Origin of the sequence: Flavobacterium psychrotrophum (genome assembly GCF_003403075.1) — a bacterium.
Lineage (GTDB): Bacteria > Bacteroidota > Bacteroidia > Flavobacteriales > Flavobacteriaceae > Flavobacterium > Flavobacterium psychrotrophum.
Genome location: NZ_CP031557.1, coordinates 1336309 through 1354640, shown reverse-complemented (window position 1 = coordinate 1354640; position 18332 = coordinate 1336309). Strand labels below are relative to the sequence as shown.

Below are 18332 nucleotides of genomic sequence, written 5' to 3'. Positions count from 1 at the left end.
TTTTTAACTTGCAGTATGAAAATTTTAGTAATAGAAGACGAGTCCGAAATTTCATCTGCCATAAAAGGTTATCTGTCATCTAACGGAATACAGTGCGAAACAGCTTTTGATGTTACTGAGGCCTTATATAAAATTAGCGTTTACGAATATGAGTGTATCCTGCTGGACCTGATGCTACCCGATGGCGACGGATTTGAAATACTAAAAGAACTTAAACAGCTTAACAAAACAGAGGGAGTTATAATAATATCAGCAAAAGAAACCTTAGAAACCAGGCTTGAAGGATTTAATCTTGGTGCAGACGATTACCTTACCAAACCCTTCCACCTTTCAGAGTTGCTTGTAAGAATACAGGCACTTATAAGGCGAAAAAAATTTAACGGCCATAATATTATAACATTTAATGAGATAGAGATTGACCTCCTAAGTAAAAATGTAAGCGTTAGTGGCGTAAAACTTGACATAACTAAAAAGGAAATTGACCTGTTACTTTACCTCATAGGCAATAATAACAAAGTACTATCAAAGGGTGCTATAGCAGAACACCTTTCTGGAGATATGGCCGATATGCTGGACAACCACGACTTTGTTTACGCACATATAAAAAACCTTAAAAAAAAACTACACCAGGCAGGAAGCGGCGATTATATAAAAACCATATATGGACTGGGTTATAAATGGCAGGATGAATAAAAAGAAGCTCCTAAATAAAACAACAAACAGCTTTATGGTTTATGCGGTAGTCATACTTTTGGCTGCTGCACCGGTCTTTTACTTCATTTGTCAATGGCTATATATTTATGAAACAGATGAAGTACTGTTGTTTCATAAAGGGGCATTTGTAAAGGAGAGCAGTAAAAATTTTACAGAGAAAGATATTGCCTACTGGAACAAATATAACCGGGATGTAGAGATTGTGCCAGATATGGGCATTAAGCAAGACTCTATTATTGGCAAAACGATATACGACTCTATTGCTAAAGAAAAAGAGCCTTTTCGCCTGCTTTATGCACCGGTAAGCATCAACGGAAAACAGTTTACGTATGTAGAAAAAAGTAACCTGGTTGAGATGGAAGGCATGGTTCTGAGCATAGCAGTCATGTTTATTTGCATCATCATAATCCTTTTGGCAGGTATTATTTACATTTCTAAAGCTTCTGCCGCAAAAATATGGAAGCCTTTTTACAATACACTCGACCAAATACGCAACTTTGAGATAGACAAAAACAGGCCTCCAAATTTTGCCATTACTGATATTGACGAATTTGACAGGCTTAACAGAAGCCTTGAGCGTCTTATAGAAAAGAATACAGCCATTTATAAAAGCCAAAGGGAATTTGTAGAGAATGCTGCACACGAACTCCAGACTCCACTTGCGCTTTTTCAGGCAAGGATAGATACACTATCGCAGTCTGAAGCATTAACGAGAGAACAGTCTGAAATAGTTAGTGCCCTCAATAAAGATGTATCGAGGCTAAACAGGCTTAATAAAAACCTGCTAATGCTCTCTAAAATAGATAACGACAGCTATTTTGAAAAACTACAGGTAAAAGTGGCAGAATATGTTGAGAGGCACCTTGACTTTTTTGAACAGCAGGCAAAAGCAAAGCACGTTACCATTAAAACGGTGTTAGATAAAAACAGTGTTATTTTTGCAAACCCAATATTGTTTGAGGTGCTGTTAAACAACCTGTTTCTTAATGCAATAAGGCACAACATACAAAATGGCAGTATCGAAATTGTTATATTGCCAGATGCAATACGGTTTACCAATACCGGAACTGCCAGGGCGCTGAATCATGAAAAACTTTTTAACCGATTTTCAAAATCTGACCCTTCTGCACAGGGCAATGGCCTGGGGCTCGCAATAGTAAAAAAAATAACAGAGCTTAACGGCTGGAGCATCACCTATCATTTTTCAGGGAGCAGCCATTCTTTTACCATAACCTTTTAAAATTCAGATTTCCTCCTAATTCAGTTTCTAATTTCGCCCTATAACTTTAAAATTAAGGGCAGTGCATTACAGCAAACATCTATCAATAAAAAAAAAGGAGATATTACCCTTTATAGTTTTTTGTTTCTCTGTATTAGGATATGGTCAGTCAAAACAAGTAACCATATCGGGATCGGTAAAGGAAACAGTATCGCTACTGCCTGTGGGCTATGCAAACATCATTTTAAAACAATCTAAGAATAATACGGCCGTTATTTCTGTAATAACAGACGAAGAAGGAAATTTTATACTACCCGGGGTTACGCCCGGAAACTACACGCTTGATATAAGCTCGATAGGGTACAGTAATTTTAGTAAAGAATTATATGTAGGTTCGCTATCTGATTTTTTAAATACTGGGGTATTCCTGCTTACTGCTGATAATCAGGAACTCAGTGAGGTAATAATTACGGCACGGCAAAATGAAGTAAACAGCCATATGGATAAGAAAAGCTATGCCATTAGCGACAATATTACGCAAAGTGGCGGCTCAGTACTGCAGGCAATGCAAAACCTGCCGGGAGTTACCACACAAGACGGTAAAGTACAGCTACGTGGCAATGATAAGGTAACAGTATTAATTGATGGTAAGCAAACTGCAATTACCGGGTTTAACAGCCAGTCCGGGCTGGACAACCTACCCGCATCGGCCATAGAAAAAATTGAGATTATCAATAATCCCTCATCTAAATATGATGCTAATGGCAATGCGGGTATTATAAATATTATCCTTAAGAAAAATAAGGATGAAGGATTTAATGGTAAAGTTGGGTTGTCTTCCGGCTATGGGGCGTTATGGAAACGTAAAGCTAACCTGCCTTCAATTCGGCCACAGTATCAGCTCACCCCAAAAATAAATCCGTCAATGTCGCTTAATTACCGTAAAGAGAAAGTAAACATTTATTTTCAGGCTGATTACCTTTACACTGAGACCCTGAATAAAAATGAATTTGTAACCCGTACCTATGATGACGGAACGATTGTTAACCAGCAGACCAAACGTAACCGCAATACACACTTTACAAATATTAAGACGGGCATAGACTGGAATTATAATGATAATAATACATTAGCTTTTTCAGCATTATATGGTAGTGAAAAGATTATTGATAACGGTGACGAGCCCTTTTTTAATGCCGATTATTCTCAACGACTGCGCCTGTGGCAGTTCCTGGAAGATGAGCTAAAAACCACTGTAATGATATCCGGCAGCTACCGCCACCAGTTTAAAGAGCCTGGGCACGTGCTTAATACCAGCGTAAATTATACCTTTCACAGAGAAAACGAAAAATATTTTTTTGATAACACCCTGCCCTCTTCTACAGACCGGGATGCCTTTAAATTATTATCAGACGAAAGCGTGCTGGATATGAACATAGACTATAGCAGACCCTTGGTATCCGGAAAGCTGGAGGCCGGATTTAGATTTCGCAACAGGCTCATCCCTGCCAATATGCGTTTCTATCCCGGAGAAAATTCTGTTATAGATGCAAATGCGGGCGGCAAGGCAGCCTACGAAGAATCTATACCTGCAATTTATAGCAACTATGTATATGAAAACAACCGCATTGAAGCTGAGGCAGGCTTACGTGTAGAATATCTTGACCTTGAATATGAGGTTGACCCAAACCATCCGGTTTATCGTACAGATGGCTACCATTATCTTGAGCCTTTTCCTTCGCTGCGTTTTGCCTATAAACTTAACCAAAACCAAAAGTTATCATTATTTTACAACCGCAGGGTAGACAGGCCAAATGAAGTAGACATAAGGATATTTCCCAAATATGATGATGCCGAAATTATAAAAGTTGGAAATCCCAGCCTACGCCCCCAGTTTACCAATACTGCAGAACTGGGCTATAAAGCAGATATTAGTAAAGGATATTTTTTTGCCTCGGCTTACTACAAACAGGTTGATGGCACCATAACAAGAATTGCCACCAGTACACCGGGCAGCAACTTGATTTATAATGTTTTTCAAAATGCCGGAAAAAGCAATATGATGGGAATAGAGGCGCTTTTTAATCACAAGCCCGTTTCCTGGTATTCATACAACCTTAATGCTACCCTCTACCGCAATACCATAGATGCTTTTACGGTTAATATACTGTATCCTGAGTCAACAGTTTATTCTTCTGAAAAACAGCAATTAACATCGGGCAATGTAAAGCTGAACAACACCTTTAACTTTTCGGCCACGCTTACAGCGCAGCTCATGGCCGCTTACCTGGCTCCTGATATTATTCCGCAGGGAAAAACATTAGGCCGTTTTTCAACAGATATTGGCCTTAAAAAAATAATCCAGCAAGGCAAAGGAGAACTGTTCTTAAATGCAACCGACTTGTTTAATACCCTTGTTATACGCAAAGAAGTAAGAGGTAATGGTTTTAATTTTATTAGTAAAGATTATTATGAAACACAGGTAATACGGTTTGGATATAATTACAAATTCTAGGTCAAAGATTAGAAATTCTAATTTTATTCAAAATTGGATCTGAAACTTGCAGCATAAAATTGTAATACTATGCTTAATAAGTTGCAGCCTTTCGGCAGATTTTCTGTTCTAATATATTTTACGTTGTGGTTTTTAGCAATTTCGCTACTGTTAAGATTAGGCTTCTTCATCTGGCAATACGACGAGGTTTCCTGGGGCCCTGTCAACGTATTACAAACATTGCTAACCGGCCTGTTCTTCGATTTAGGTACCATAGCTTGTATAAGCTTGCCTGCCGCCATTTATTATTCGCTAATGCCCAATAAGTGGATAGGAACCTGGGCAGACAAAATTCTGGTCTGGTTTTTTACGAGCCTGACTATTTTTATACTGGTCTTTACATTTTTTGCTGAAATTACATTTTGGGAGGAATTCAGGACACGTTTTAATTTTATAGCAGTAGATTACCTTATTTATACCCACGAAGTTGTAGCAAACATAAATGAATCTTATCCGTTGCCGCTGCTCATTGGCGGAGTGCTGTTTATTACAGTATGTGTATTGCTTCTATTTTATAAAAAAGGCGCATTTGGCCTTACCTTTGGTACAAAAGCATCTTTTAAACACAGGGCTGCAGTGCTACTTAGCCTATCAATAACTACTCTTATCTTTTCATTATTCATAACAAATAGTCAGGCCGAATGGAGTACTAACCGTTATAATTCTGAGATTTCAAAATCCGGCATCTATTCGTTTTTTGCTGCATTCAGAAATAACAGAATGGATTATGATGAATTTTATTCATCTATTAAAGATAAAAAGGCATTTAATATCATAAGGCAAAAATTAAGTGATAAAAATTCTGAATATACATCTAACGGCTATGCCATACACAGAACAGTTACAGACAGTAGCGCATCTACAGAAAATAAAAATGTAGTCTTTATCCTGGTAGAAAGCCTTAGTGGCAGCTTTATGAAGGAATTTGGAAACACTGAAGGTATTAGCCCTTTTCTTGACAGCCTGGCACAAAAAAGCGTCTTTTTTGAAAATCTTTATGCCACAGGTACCAGAACGGTAAGGGGCATGGAAGCAGTAACACTTTGCATACCGCCTACCCCGGGACAAAGCATTGTAAAAAGGCCTGAAAACGATAACCTTTATACTGTAAACAGCGTGTTTAAAAAGCGGGGCTATAACAGTAATTTCTTTTATGGTGGAGATGGTTATTTTGATAACATGAACGCTTATTTTGGCGGTAACGGATTTACTATTTATGATCGTGGCAGAGGCAGTGTACTGAGTGATAACATAAAAGCTAAACGCAACAATATAGAGGATAATGAAGTAACTTTTGAAAACGCCTGGGGAATATGCGATGAGGATATTTTTAATAAGATGCTCGATGTAGCAGACAAACAATATGCTTCAAAAAAGCCTTTCTTCAACTTTGTAATGACCACCTCCAACCACAGGCCCTACACCTATCCGTCAGGAAAAATCGATATCCCTTCGGGCACAGGGCGCCAGGGCGCTGTTAAATACACAGATTTTGCCCTGCGTAAGCTTTTTGAAACGGCTAAAACAAAACCATGGTATAACAGTACCGTGTTTGTAATCATTGCAGATCACTGTGCCAGCAGTGCCGGTAAAGATGACATTGATGTGGCTAACTACCATATCCCTGCCTTTATTGTAAACCTTCCGAAGCAAAATAATATAAAAATTAAAAAGCTATGCTCGCAGATTGACTTGTTTCCTACTTTATTCGGGCTGATGCACTGGAGCTATGATTCTGATTTTTTTGGCAGAGATGTAATAGCTAACAGGTTTGAAGAACGAGCGCTGATGGGAACATATCGAAAATTGACCTTGATGAAAGATAACAGGGTTATGATATTATCTGACCAAAAAAAGCAGGCATTTTACTCGTGGAATAAACAGGATAACAACCTGGCGCCTTTACCTATGGAACAGCATTTTCTTGAAGAAGCAATATCATGGTACCAAACAGCTGATTATCTTTTTACCAACAAAATGCTTAAGTAATGATCTTTATTTATTTTATAATCAACCCTATATCCGGCAAAGGTACACACGGGCTTACCACTGATTACATCAATAGCTTTTTTGCTTGTGGTCAGTATATGATAGAAACGCATTTTACAAAATACAAGAACCATGCTGAAGAGCTGAGTCGCGAAGCTGTTATTTTAAATGCCGACGTAGTTGTAGCCTGTGGCGGCGACGGCACCATAAATGAAGTGGCATCGGCCCTGATAGGAACCGGTAAAAAATTGGGCATTATACCGTTAGGTTCAGGTAACGGACTGGCTTCGAACCTGGGTATCCCACAAAATATAGAAAAGGCATTAAAAATTTTAAGAGCCGGTACAGCAACACTAATTGACGTAGGCATACTTAATAAACAATATTTTTTTAGCAATGCCGGTGTAGGCATAGATGCAGCAATAATAAGCCATTATCAAAAACGTGGTAAAAGAACACTCTTAGCTTACATAATTTCTTCGCTTTCAGCTAATATAAAGTATAAGGCTACAACAGCTATATTAACTATAGGTAACGAAAAAATTAAGAGCAAACCATTTATGCTTTTTATATCAAACTCTAATGAAATGGGATACAAAATGAGCCTTACGCCAAATGCTAAACTTAACGATGGGCTGCTGGATATTGTACTGATACCTGAAATTTCTGTATTCAATAAAATTATGCTCGGCTATCTGGTATTGTGCAAAAAAATTATGAGGTTTAAAAAGGCACAAAGATTTGTAGCAGAAAAGCTGGTAATTGAATTACCTGAAAAAATATTTACAGATATTCAATTAGACGGTGAACATCACAGTACAAGAGCAAATATTTTTGAAATTTCATTACTGCCACAAGCATTACCTGTAATAGTAAAAAGCAAAAAAATTTAAAAATAGAGAGAAACGTGTTACTATCTTCAAAATTAATTCAAATTTCAATTTAAAATTTGCTAAAAAAACACCGCTATACATAGAACTACGCTAATCCTAATTGTTTTAAAAAAATGAAAAGATCTGTTTTTCTATGTATGGCTATGAGCCTTGTAGCCGTTACTGTTTTTAGCCAGCAGGTAACGAGTACTGACTCTATTATTAGGGACACCACTCATTCTATGAAGTTTAACTACAAACAGCTAATTATACCTTCGGCACTTATTGGATATGGTATCATTGGTATTGAAAGCGACCAGCTTAAAAGTTTCAATACACAAATTCGCGACGAGGTACAAGAAGACATTGACCACAAAATTACAATTGACGATTTTAGCCAATGGGCACCTGCTGCCACCGTATATGCCCTAAATGCATTTGGTGTGCAGGGAAAACATAATTTTAGAGATAGGTCTGTAATATTATTAACCTCCTACGCAATTATGGGAGCTACTACTTTTGCCGGAAAATCTATCACAAAAATTGAGCGTCCGGATGGTAGTTCAAACAACTCTTTCCCTTCGGGCCATACGGCTACAGCCTTTGCGGGCGCAGAATTTCTTTGGCAAGAATACAAAGATCAGTCTATATGGTATGGCATAGCTGGCTATGCAGTAGCAACAGGCACTGGCTTGTTCAGAATCTACAATAATAAGCACTGGCTTACAGATGTTGCTGCAGGTGCGGGCATTGGCATTTTAAGCACAAAGATTGCCTATTGGATCAATCCGTTCATCACAAAAAACTTATTTGGAAAAAAGCACGAGAAGTCGGCCACATCAGCACTTATGCCAAGTTATGACGGGAAGACTGTGAGTATAACTTTTATGAGGATTTTTTGACCCTCTGACAGTCAAAAATATTTTTTAAAAGCCTGTTTAGATTGTAATACAAATTATTAGTATACAATAGTATATTAGAGAATCTAAAAAAGATTAACATACTTATAGACAAGGAGTCAATAAATCTAAAGCTCTGTAAATCTGCAAACTATAAACACAGTGTTATTTAAGCACTATCTATTTATAACAACCATAATATATATCGAAATTAAGACTGATTTATATTCATAAACAGTACAACCTTTTTTAAAGCAAAAAGAGGTTGCCCTAAAGGGCAACCTCTTCTCTATTCTCAATATACAATACTATTTAGTACTGCTTATTTAACTTCTTCAAAACTAACAGGTCTTAAATATTAATAACTTACGATTCAATGGTACAAATAAGGTACAAAATAAGCTTAACTTATTATTACTTTATAAGATTGGTAAACTAATTACTTTGCCCCTATCCCCCAATTTAATGACGACAGTATTACTTGTAAACCAATATATATGGTCAATTTAAAATCTGCGAAAGTGTTTAATCAAGTATTGATGCAGATGATTATCGTGAAACAAAAGTAGCATACAATCTCGTTTTGTTAAATAAATTTACGTGATTAAAAAAAGGACAAAACGAAGATATTTTCGATTTGCTCGGTTTATAGCGTTGCCTGAACAAATGTCGAACTTTTTGAAGGAAGATTTAGAACGCTTGACAAATTATTTTAGCTATTTTAAACTTAAAAGTTCCCAAAATTAGTAAAAAAATAAAGTGTTCGAACCCTTGACAGCCCACACAAAGACAAACAAGGCCATTGGATTCCAATGGCCTTGTTTTTTAATCCTTCAGAATAGTGTCAAAGCACATATTTAAGATACATTTCTTTATCTAAAAAAGAGATCTAAATGTTTTGGATAATTCTTTAAATCGATGATAATATCACCGTCTTTAAAAATGTCGAAGGAGTTATAGCCCTGCAAAATTTCTACTCCACAAAAACGGTAGTTACTGGTTATATTCAGGAATAAATCAGCTGTACCTTTACCGTGCATCAGTTCCTGCAAAGGATTATCAAAGCTTTGTGCCGGGGCATTCCAGGTAGCGCATACCATAAACTTTTTCCCATGGAGTTTTCCACCCGTACCATATTGTCTGGTACTGTCTTCCTTAGTTCGTCCATCGCCTGTAAGAAACTTTTGGGTTTGCAGCCCACAGTTAAAAACCTCATCTACATATTTCTTATAAATCCATGGTGCTCCAAACCAGTTTACAGGTGTTTGCAAAATAATTACATCAGCCAGCAGGTGTTTTTCAACCTCTTCAATGGCATCATAGCCACTCTCTACTTTTGTTTCTAAAATTTCATAGTTTTTACTTTTAAAGTAGTCTTTAGCTGCCTGAATAAAAGCGTTATTGAGGCTTCCTTCAGACCAGTTTGGATATGTTAAGTGTGTATTGATAAGTAAAACCTTTTTCATCAGTTTAATGCTATAATTGAATATGTCATTTTATTCGCAAAGTGCCATTTGCATTGCGTTCATCCTTCCGCCGGAAACTTTTATTTTTAAAAATTCAGCTTCAAGTTCTTGTAAATCAGATTGTGTTAGCGAAATAGCTGTGGCTTCCAGATTTTCTGTGAGATGCGGAATATTGCGCGTACCGGGGATTGACACTATGAATGGTTTTTGCGCCATGAGCCAGGCAAGGGCAATTTGAGAAGCAGTTGCATTTCTTTTTGATGCAAAATTGTTTAGCAGGTTTACTATGGTCATATTGTCCGCCAAATTTTTAGCACTAAAACGATCAAAAGTAGTTCGCAGATCAAGCTTTTGGTCAAAAGTTGTTTGTGCATTCAGCTTGCCTGTCAGATAGCCCATACCTACCGGACCCCACGGTACAAAGCCAATACCTAATTCTTCGCAAACAGCTAATACACCATTTTTCTCAACACTGCGCTCCATAAACGAATATTCTGTTTGTATGGCCGAAACAGGCTGTACCGCATGGGCTTTTCTAATGGTATTTACATTAGCCTCGGATAACCCGAAATGTAAAACCTTCCCCTGGTGTATTAAATCTTTTACAGTTCCTGCAACATCTTCAATAGGTACGTTAGGGTCTACGCGGTGCTGGTAAAGCAGGTCTATACGATCTGTTTTTAGTCGCTTTAGCGACTCTTCTACTACTTTTTTTATATGTTCCGGCTTACTGTTCAGTCCGCCCTTCTCTATATTGAAGCCAAATTTTGTAGCAATAGCCACCTTATTCCTGATTGGCAAGAGTGCTTCGCCTACAAGCTGCTCATTGGTATAAGGGCCATATACTTCTGCAGTGTCAAAAAATGTGATGCCTTTCTCAAAAGCGGTGCGAATCGTTGCAATTCCCTGCTGTTTATCTGCTGCTGCTCCATAATTAGCACTGATACTCATGCATCCGGCGCCTAATGCGGAGACTTCTAATGTTCCTAATTTTCGTGTATTCATAGTATTTTCTTTTTTACTGCTTTTTGGCTTGTTGTCTGAATGATGGGCAGCGGCTGACATAAGGTTAGGCGCAAGCAATAACCCAACCCCGGCAAGAGTAGTTTGCTGGATGAATTTCCGCCTTGAATTACCACTGTCATTTTGCGTGTTAATTGCCATTTTACTACTGTTTAAATGATTATTCAAAATTAAACAGATGAAAATGAAAGCCCGGAGACAGATTACAGGTAAAAAAGAAACAAATTACTGGTATGATAAAACGCCTTTTATGGGCGTCGCACTAACAAACCTTAAAGTTTTGGAGTAAGCTTAGCCCTATACTCTTTAGGACTGAGTCCTACCTGCTTTTTAAAGAATTTTGAGAAGTAATTAGGGTATTCAAATCCCAATTCATAAGCGATTTCAGCATTATTCATCATGCAGTCTTGTTCCAGCAATTCTTTTGCTTTTTTTATTACAAACTCATGAATATTCTCTAAAGGCGATTTTTGCGTAAAGTGTTTAATGATATCTCCTAAATAGTTAGGAGTCAGTCCTAATTTATCGGCAAAATACTGTACAGAAGGAAGCTGTGTTACCGGTTTTTGATAATACTCAAGTAAACTTTGCTGAAAGTCTGATACAATACGATTATATTGTTTTGGGTCGGTTGAAAACTGCCTTTTGTAATATGCTTCTACCAGCGATACCAGAACATTTACATAAGATATAAGCACATTGAAATTATGTGTGCCGCTTTCATAATATTTCATCATTAACTGAAACACCGAACTGATTTCCTGAACTTCATCCTCTTTAAGATAAAGTGCCTCATGCTGCCCATAGTCAAGATAGGTCTTAAAAAGGAAACGGTTTTCTTCAATTATTTTTTTTGAGAGCTGTAAGTACATTCCTGTATAGGTAGGTTCTACATCCCAGCCATCAACCAACACTATATTAGGGCTGTTGAAAAATACTGCTGTTATTGGGTTGGGATTAGCAGACTGTTTACTTTGAAAATTTATTTTAAACGAGATCCTGTAAAAATCAACCATTACTGCATCTGACTTTAGCAACATAACCGATGGATTATAATATCCAACATCTATATTACTGTCTAAAGGTTCGGGTAACCCCAAATAATTGTTGTAAGATTTAAAGTCGCTAAAAGTTTTCATTTTACGAAGTTACAAATTGTTTTAGCGTTTTCAATTCTAAAGGATGTGACTTCTCAAGACAATCAAATCAATCAGGAGACAGATCATTATGGTTTAAAACAATACCTTTAAATTGATTAACTATTTACAGATATTTGATTCTATTTTAAGTCACTAAAAAACGTCAAAATTGGAACAAGGTGTTCGACTGTGATCCCTGACAGCCCACAGAAAGACAAAAGCGACATTGGAAGACAATGTCGCTTTTTTAGTTAACATATTCTTGATGCGCTTAGATTTATAAAATACATTAATCACAGTATTCTTTTTTTGTGTAGTATTGTAAAAACTTTATGCTTAATTACGTAACGAATTATATATCTACAAATAATTATATAAGCTTTATGTAGTAGCAGATATAATTAACTATGGACAATATAAGTTATCACGGAACATCATCAGAATTTGCAGAAAGTATCGTTGGTCCCCCTTCAAATGTCGATTTGACTTTAGGTAAAGGGGAGCTAGGCAAGGGGTTTTATACCGGTTCATCAATAGCACTTGCCGCAATTTGGGCAAGATCTAGATATGAAGATCAAGGTGTTGTTATTGAATTCGAAATTCCAAAAGCTAATTTCGTTCAATTAAAAGGCCTTCTGATTAAAACTCAGCATGAAGTTGTAACGCATTGGGAGACATTAAAATTAGCTAAAAAAACCAAAAAATTTAAATTTGAAGATATCGACTATGTCGTTGCCCCATTTGCTACAGTTGAGCATACCGGCAATCAATTTAAATTTGAGAGTAAAAAAGCTGAAGATGAATTGAATTCATCAAATAAAATAATATATCCATGCGTATCTTAACAAGTTCCAAAGAAAATCCTATAGGGCTTATTAGCATCCAAGAGGCTAACGATAACGCACCACAAAATGTAATATTTTGTATACCAATAGAAAAGTTCCAAGCAAACCAAATTAAAACATTAGGTGATTTTTCCAAAAACTTTAGAGATGGTATTACGACAAAAATAATAATTGACAACAAAATAGAAATCATTAGCTTGAGATTTGAAAATAAGAATTTCAATACTAATTGGAGTCAACCTGAAACTTTTCCAAAATTCACAGCCACAATTTTGAGTGTCAATGTAGAATTCTTCTTGTCAAGAGCAAATTTTGATTTAAAAAAAGGCTTTCTTGAATTAGATATAAATAGAAGGTATACTGGAGATATCCACGAGGATTTAATGAACAAAAATCTAATTTTATTGGAACCAAATTGGAAACAATTAGATAAATTATTTTTACAACATAAAGTTCTTTTTGTAGACTGGAAATAACTTCTTACAATAAATATTCGGTTAAATGGGACAGTTTTTTTTAAAATTTTAAACAGTTTTCACCTAACTTTTCGCTTACGTTAAATCATTATATTACAGATTCAAAAAACGTCAAAATTGGGAATAGGTGTTCGACTGTAATCCCTGACACTCCACAAAAGACAAACAGTGCCATTGGAAGACAATGGCGTTGTTTTTTTCTTCTACTCCCAATTCTTTCCACATTTTAGTTTTTACTTTGATGCCATTGAAAATAATTTGCTGTTATTGCTTCAACTTGATACCTTTGCATTGTGCGAAAAATATGTATCTACATACTTGTCCTTGTACTTAACTTTAATAACTGTCTGTTTGAGCAGTTGTTTAAGGTACCCGTACTTATTGAACATTATGTAGAACATCAGGATAGAAATGCCGATATTTCGTTTACTGATTTTCTTGCCATGCACTACTGGGGAAAAGACATTAATGATACCGATGATGAACGTGACAGGCAGCTTCCGTTTAAAAATATAGACCACCACGTGTCGCATCTTGTATTTATACCTAACCGTATATATACCTCAAATGTGCGTATTGTACCTACTGCTTCGCATATCATAATTAATTACAAGAATAATCTTCGCCACAACCCACACTTAGGGGCATTGTTCAGGCCACCTATCGCATAATTCTTTTTACCGGTTTTGATCGATACCATGCTGCATAAGTTGCAGCTTGATGTATTGCATTTTTAATTCCAAAAAAGAAGATATGCTTAATAAGATAATCCAGTTTTCAGTAAAGAATAAACTGGCAATAGGCATTTTTACACTGCTGTGGATAGTCTATGGCGTGTATGAAGTAAGCCGCTTGCCCATTGATGCCGTGCCTGACATCACTAACAATCAGGTACAGATAATAACCACTGCGCCATCGCTGGGTGCGGAAGATGTAGAACGCCTTATAACCTTCCCTATAGAGCAGGCTGTAAGCAACATCCCCCAACTAAAAGAAAGCCGTAGTATTTCACGCTTCGGGCTGTCGGTAGTGTCTATAGTCTTCGATGATGATACTGATGTGTATTGGGCGCGCCAGCAAGTGGCCGAGCGCCTTCAAAAAGTAGACATTAATGAAAATGCCAACCTGCCGGAAATGGCACCCGTTACTACCGGCCTAGGCGAAATTTACCAGTATGTATTAAAACCGCAACCGGGATATGAAAACAAATATTCCCTCGAAGAGCTGCGCACCATACAGGACTGGACCATACGCCGACAGCTTTTAGGCACCCCGGGCATTGCCGATGTTTCCACATTTGGTGGAAAACTCAAGCAGTATGAGGTGGCGGTAAACCCGGCAAGGCTTAAAGCGCAGAACCTTACTATAAGCGATGTATTTACGGCCCTGAATCGAAGCAACCAGAACACGGGTGGTGCTTATATTGAGAAAGGACCAACAGTGTCGTATATACGCAGCGAAGGCCTTGCCCGTAGTATTGAAGATGTAGAGAACATTGTTATAAAAACCACACAGGCCGGTACGCCGGTTCTGGTTAAGAACATTGCCGAGGTAAAGTATTCATCGGCAATACGCTATGGAGTTTTAACTACTGATGATATGGGCGAAGCCGTAGGCGGTATCGTAATGATGCTTAAGGGCGAGAATGCCAACAACGTTATAGGCAATGTAAAAACCAAAGTCGCTGAGATAGAGAAAATTCTACCGGAAGGCTTAAAGATAGAACCGTTCCTTGACCGTACCAAGATGGTAGATAATGCTATAGGCACCGTAGAGCACAACCTGCTGGAGGGTGCCATCATCGTAGTATTGGTATTGGTTATGTTTCTGGGGAATTTCAGGGCGGGTTTTATAGTGGCATCGGTAATACCACTGGCCATGCTGTTTGCCATTATCATGATGAACACCTTTGGCGTAAGCGGTAACCTTATGAGCCTTGGTGCGCTTGACTTTGGCCTTATTGTAGACGGAGCGGTGATTATTGTGGAAGCCATTCTGCATCACCTGCATTCGTCCGAAAAATATAAGAGCATCAATACTATTTCGCAGGACGAAATGGATAAAGAGGTGTCCGGATCGGCTGCCCGGATGATGAATGCGGCTGTTTTCGGGCAAATCATTATCCTTATCGTATACCTGCCCATACTCTCGCTTTCGGGTATTGAAGGTAAAATGTTTAAGCCTATGGCACAAACCGTTGCCTTTGCTATACTTGGGGCATTTATCCTTTCACTGACGTATGTACCCATGGTGAGCGCGCTGTTCATCAGTAAAAAGATAAGCCATAAGTCTAATATTTCCGACCGTGTAATGGCTAAGTTGGAAGGCTGGTATGAAAGTGCATTAAATAAGGCGCTAAAAATTCGTAAAGCCCTTGTAGGTATTGCAGTTGCCTTATTTGCCATTGCAGTGTTTCTGTTTATGCAAATGGGCGGCGAATTCATCCCTCAGCTTGAAGAAGGTGATTTTGCCGTAGAAACCCGCCTGTTGTTAGGTACAAACCTTACTACCACAGCTGAAACGATAACTAAAATATCGAAGGAACTGAAAAAGCAATATCCCGAGGTTAAAAAAGTGGTATCGCGTATAGGTAGTGCTGAAATCCCAACCGACCCCATGCCTATTGAAGGTGGCGATATGATTATTGTACTGAAAGACAAATCAGAATGGACAAGCGCATCGTCATTCCCCGAACTGGCAGAAAAAATGTCCAAGACAGTACAGAATGTTGCGCCGGGAGTAAGTACGGGTTTCCAGTATCCGGTACAAATGCGTTTTAACGAACTAATGACCGGTGCCAAACAGGATGTAGTATGTAAAATATATGGCGAAGACCTTGATAAGCTGGCGGAATATTCTGAAAAACTTGGTACCATAAGCCGCACGGTTAAAGGGACAGCCGACCTGTATGTAGAAAAAGTTATCGGTATGCCACAGATTGTTATTGACTACAACTGGGCAGAAATGGCTAAATACGGCCTGTACGTGCAGGATATTAACCGTACGGTTAATGCCGCTTTTGCCGGTGCAGTAGCAGGTAATATCTATGAAGGAGAAAAACGGTTCGACCTTGTGGTGCGTGTAGAAAACAATAGCAGGCAAGGTATTGATGATGTGCGCAACTTACTTGTAGCAACACCTTCGGGTGCGCAGATACCGTTGTACCAGGTGGCTTCAGTAAAGGAAATTGAAGGTCCTAACCAAATACAGCGTGAAGATGCCAAAAGGCGTATCATTGTTGGTTTTAACGTGCGTGGACGCGATGTACAAAGCATTGTGAACGAGCTACAGCAAAAAGTAAACGCCGAAATTAAATTCGACCCGGGGTATTATATTACTTATGGCGGTGCTTTTGAAAACCTGCAGCAGGCAAAAAGCCGCCTAGGTATTGCCGTACCTGCCGCGCTACTCATGATATTCGCATTACTTTATTTCGCGTTCCGATCGTTTAAAGAGGGTATTATCATCTTTACAGCCATACCACTATCGGCTATTGGAGGGGTGTTTGGGTTGTTCCTCCGTGATATGCCTTTTAGTATTTCAGCCGGAGTTGGCTTTATTGCGCTCTTTGGCGTAGCGGTACTTAACGGTATTGTACTGATATCAGAATTTAACCGCATACAGAAATATGGCGAACAAACCGACCCGCTACAAATTATCCTAACCGGTACTAAAAACAGGCTGCGCCCAGTACTGATGACAGCTGCTGTGGCATCGCTTGGCTTTTTACCTATGGCACTGAGCAACGGTGCAGGAGCCGAGGTGCAGCGTCCCTTAGCTACTGTGGTTATTGGTGGGTTGGTTACAGCGACATTGCTTACGCTATTTGTGCTGCCTGCCATTTACCTTATGAGCTATCACATCAAACCCCTTAAAAGAAAAATGAAAAAGAAGAATTTGGGTAATATTGCTACCATAGTACTGTTGATCTTTAGCATAAACGGTATGTTTGCGCAGCAACCTGAAAAAGTCTCGTTACAGCAATCCATAGATATTGCCCTTAAAAACAACAAACGTGTTAGCGCTGCAAAATACAACGAGCAATCTAAAAACTACCTGACCAGGTCAGCGTATGACTTGCCTAAAACTGTGATTGATGCTGATTACGGGCAGTTTAACAGCCGCATGAACGACACGCGTTTTGGCATAAGCCAGTCGTTTAATTTCCCAACGGTGTACACGAGGCAAAAGAAAGCCCTTATGGCCGGAGTTGAGGCCGCTAAGGCACAAACCCAACTCACGCAACAGCAGATTAAGGCCAGTGTGCGCACGCTGTATTATGAGTTGCAATGGCTGAATAATAAACGAGAATTACTAAAGTATGCAGATAGTATTTACCGCCTGATGGAAGATAAATCGCAACTCCGTTTTAAGGTTGGCGAAACCAATGTGTTAGAGAAAAGTGCCTCGCAGTCGGCACGGCAATACTATACCAACCAGCTGAATATGATACAGCAGGATGTTGATATTACACTCCGCTCGTTTAACGCTGTGTTGCAGGACAGTGTAAGCTATGTTCCACAGACTGACAGCATAAAGATTGATTTTAGCCCGCTTTCAGAAATGCAATCCGCTGATGATTTCCCCTTATCAAAACTTTGGCAACACGAAACCGAAGCCGCAAAATGGCGTTGGAAAACCGAGCGTGCCCGTATGTTGCCTGATTTTAACCTGGGGTACAATAACCTGAGCATAACCGGTTTCCAGACCAATGCCGCCGGACAGGATACTTACTACGGCACAGGTAACCGCTTCAGTTACATAACGGCAGGTATTAGCATACCACTATTTTTTGGGAGCCAGTCGGCAAAAAATAAAGCTGCCAAAGCCGAGTATCAAAATTATGAGGCACAGGCTTCAGCCGTAAAAACAGAACTGTTTGCACAATTGGTCAATGCGGTTAAAGAAGTAGAAAAGTATAATGCCAGCCTTAGTTATTATGAAAACGAGGGGCTTGCCAATGCGCAAACCATTATCAATGCGGCAAACGACCAATTGGGCAATGGTGATATAGACTACCTGCAATGGGTAGTGGTGGTAAACCAGGCCATTACCATAAAAAATGAATACCTGGACACCGTAAATAATTATAACAAAGCAGTGATAGCACTGCAAACCCTTACAAACCTGTAACAA

The 18332-nt window shown here is 38.5% G+C and carries 13 protein-coding genes; 10 read left to right on the top strand and 3 right to left on the bottom strand.

Going from position 1 to position 18332, the window contains the following annotated elements; genetic code table 11:
• Positions 1 to 15: 15 nt before the first annotated feature.
• From DYH63_RS05870 to DYH63_RS05845, 6 genes are all read left to right on the top strand, one after another.
• Complete coding sequence (locus DYH63_RS05870; RefSeq protein WP_116787924.1) at positions 16 to 693, top strand: response regulator transcription factor; 678 nt, start codon at positions 16 to 18, stop codon at positions 691 to 693.
• Positions 662 to 1954 carry a sensor histidine kinase gene (locus DYH63_RS05865; protein ID WP_240409069.1) on the top strand — a complete coding sequence of 431 codons (1293 nt, stop codon included), beginning with the start codon at positions 662 to 664 and terminating at the stop codon, positions 1952 to 1954. Before DYH63_RS05870 ends, DYH63_RS05865 begins: the two co-directional genes overlap by 32 nt.
• Before the next feature lie 61 nt (positions 1955 to 2015).
• Positions 2016 to 4448, top strand: a complete 2433-nt coding sequence (locus DYH63_RS05860; RefSeq protein WP_240409068.1) for a TonB-dependent receptor — start codon at positions 2016 to 2018, stop codon at positions 4446 to 4448.
• Positions 4449 to 4571: 123 nt separating this feature from the next.
• The gene (locus tag DYH63_RS05855) at positions 4572 to 6476 is read left to right on the top strand and encodes an LTA synthase family protein (RefSeq protein WP_369692823.1); all 1905 of its coding nucleotides are present in this window, start codon (positions 4572 to 4574) and stop codon (positions 6474 to 6476) included.
• Positions 6476 to 7369, top strand: a complete 894-nt coding sequence (locus DYH63_RS05850) for a diacylglycerol/lipid kinase family protein (RefSeq protein ID WP_116787922.1) — start codon at positions 6476 to 6478, stop codon at positions 7367 to 7369. The genes DYH63_RS05855 and DYH63_RS05850 overlap by 1 nt, the downstream gene beginning before the upstream one ends.
• A gap of 113 nt (positions 7370 to 7482) precedes the next feature.
• Positions 7483 to 8250 (top strand): phosphatase PAP2 family protein, encoded by a 768-nt coding sequence (locus DYH63_RS05845; RefSeq protein ID WP_439952033.1) that lies wholly within the window; start codon positions 7483 to 7485, stop codon positions 8248 to 8250.
• Between the two features lie 869 nt (positions 8251 to 9119).
• Here the strand turns inward: DYH63_RS05845 and DYH63_RS05840 are convergent.
• The 3 genes from DYH63_RS05840 to DYH63_RS05830 all read right to left on the bottom strand — a co-directional run bounded on the left by DYH63_RS05840 (position 9120) and on the right by DYH63_RS05830 (position 11875).
• On the bottom strand, positions 9120 to 9713 hold the full coding sequence (locus DYH63_RS05840) for an NAD(P)H-dependent oxidoreductase (protein ID WP_116787921.1): 594 nt from the start codon (positions 9711 to 9713) through the stop codon (positions 9120 to 9122).
• Between the two features lie 30 nt (positions 9714 to 9743).
• Positions 9744 to 10877 carry an aldo/keto reductase gene (locus tag DYH63_RS05835; protein ID WP_240409067.1) on the bottom strand — a complete coding sequence of 378 codons (1134 nt, stop codon included), beginning with the start codon at positions 10875 to 10877 and terminating at the stop codon, positions 9744 to 9746.
• 131 nt (positions 10878 to 11008) lie between these two features.
• Complete coding sequence (locus tag DYH63_RS05830) at positions 11009 to 11875, bottom strand: helix-turn-helix domain-containing protein (protein ID WP_116787920.1); 867 nt, start codon at positions 11873 to 11875, stop codon at positions 11009 to 11011.
• Between the two features lie 407 nt (positions 11876 to 12282).
• Between DYH63_RS05830 and DYH63_RS05825 the strand changes: the two genes are divergently transcribed.
• The 4 genes from DYH63_RS05825 to DYH63_RS05810 all read left to right on the top strand — a co-directional run bounded on the left by DYH63_RS05825 (position 12283) and on the right by DYH63_RS05810 (position 18329).
• Positions 12283 to 12720, top strand: coding sequence for a DUF3990 domain-containing protein (locus DYH63_RS05825; protein ID WP_116787919.1), 438 nt, complete (start codon positions 12283 to 12285; stop codon positions 12718 to 12720).
• Complete coding sequence (locus DYH63_RS05820; RefSeq protein WP_116787918.1) at positions 12708 to 13196, top strand: hypothetical protein; 489 nt, start codon at positions 12708 to 12710, stop codon at positions 13194 to 13196. Before DYH63_RS05825 ends, DYH63_RS05820 begins: the two co-directional genes overlap by 13 nt.
• Positions 13197 to 13489: 293 nt before the next feature.
• Positions 13490 to 13867, top strand: a complete 378-nt coding sequence (locus tag DYH63_RS05815) for a hypothetical protein (protein ID WP_240409066.1) — start codon at positions 13490 to 13492, stop codon at positions 13865 to 13867.
• 82 nt (positions 13868 to 13949) lie between these two features.
• On the top strand, positions 13950 to 18329 hold the full coding sequence (locus DYH63_RS05810) for a CusA/CzcA family heavy metal efflux RND transporter (RefSeq protein ID WP_116790747.1): 4380 nt from the start codon (positions 13950 to 13952) through the stop codon (positions 18327 to 18329).
• Positions 18330 to 18332: the final 3 nt, after the last annotated feature.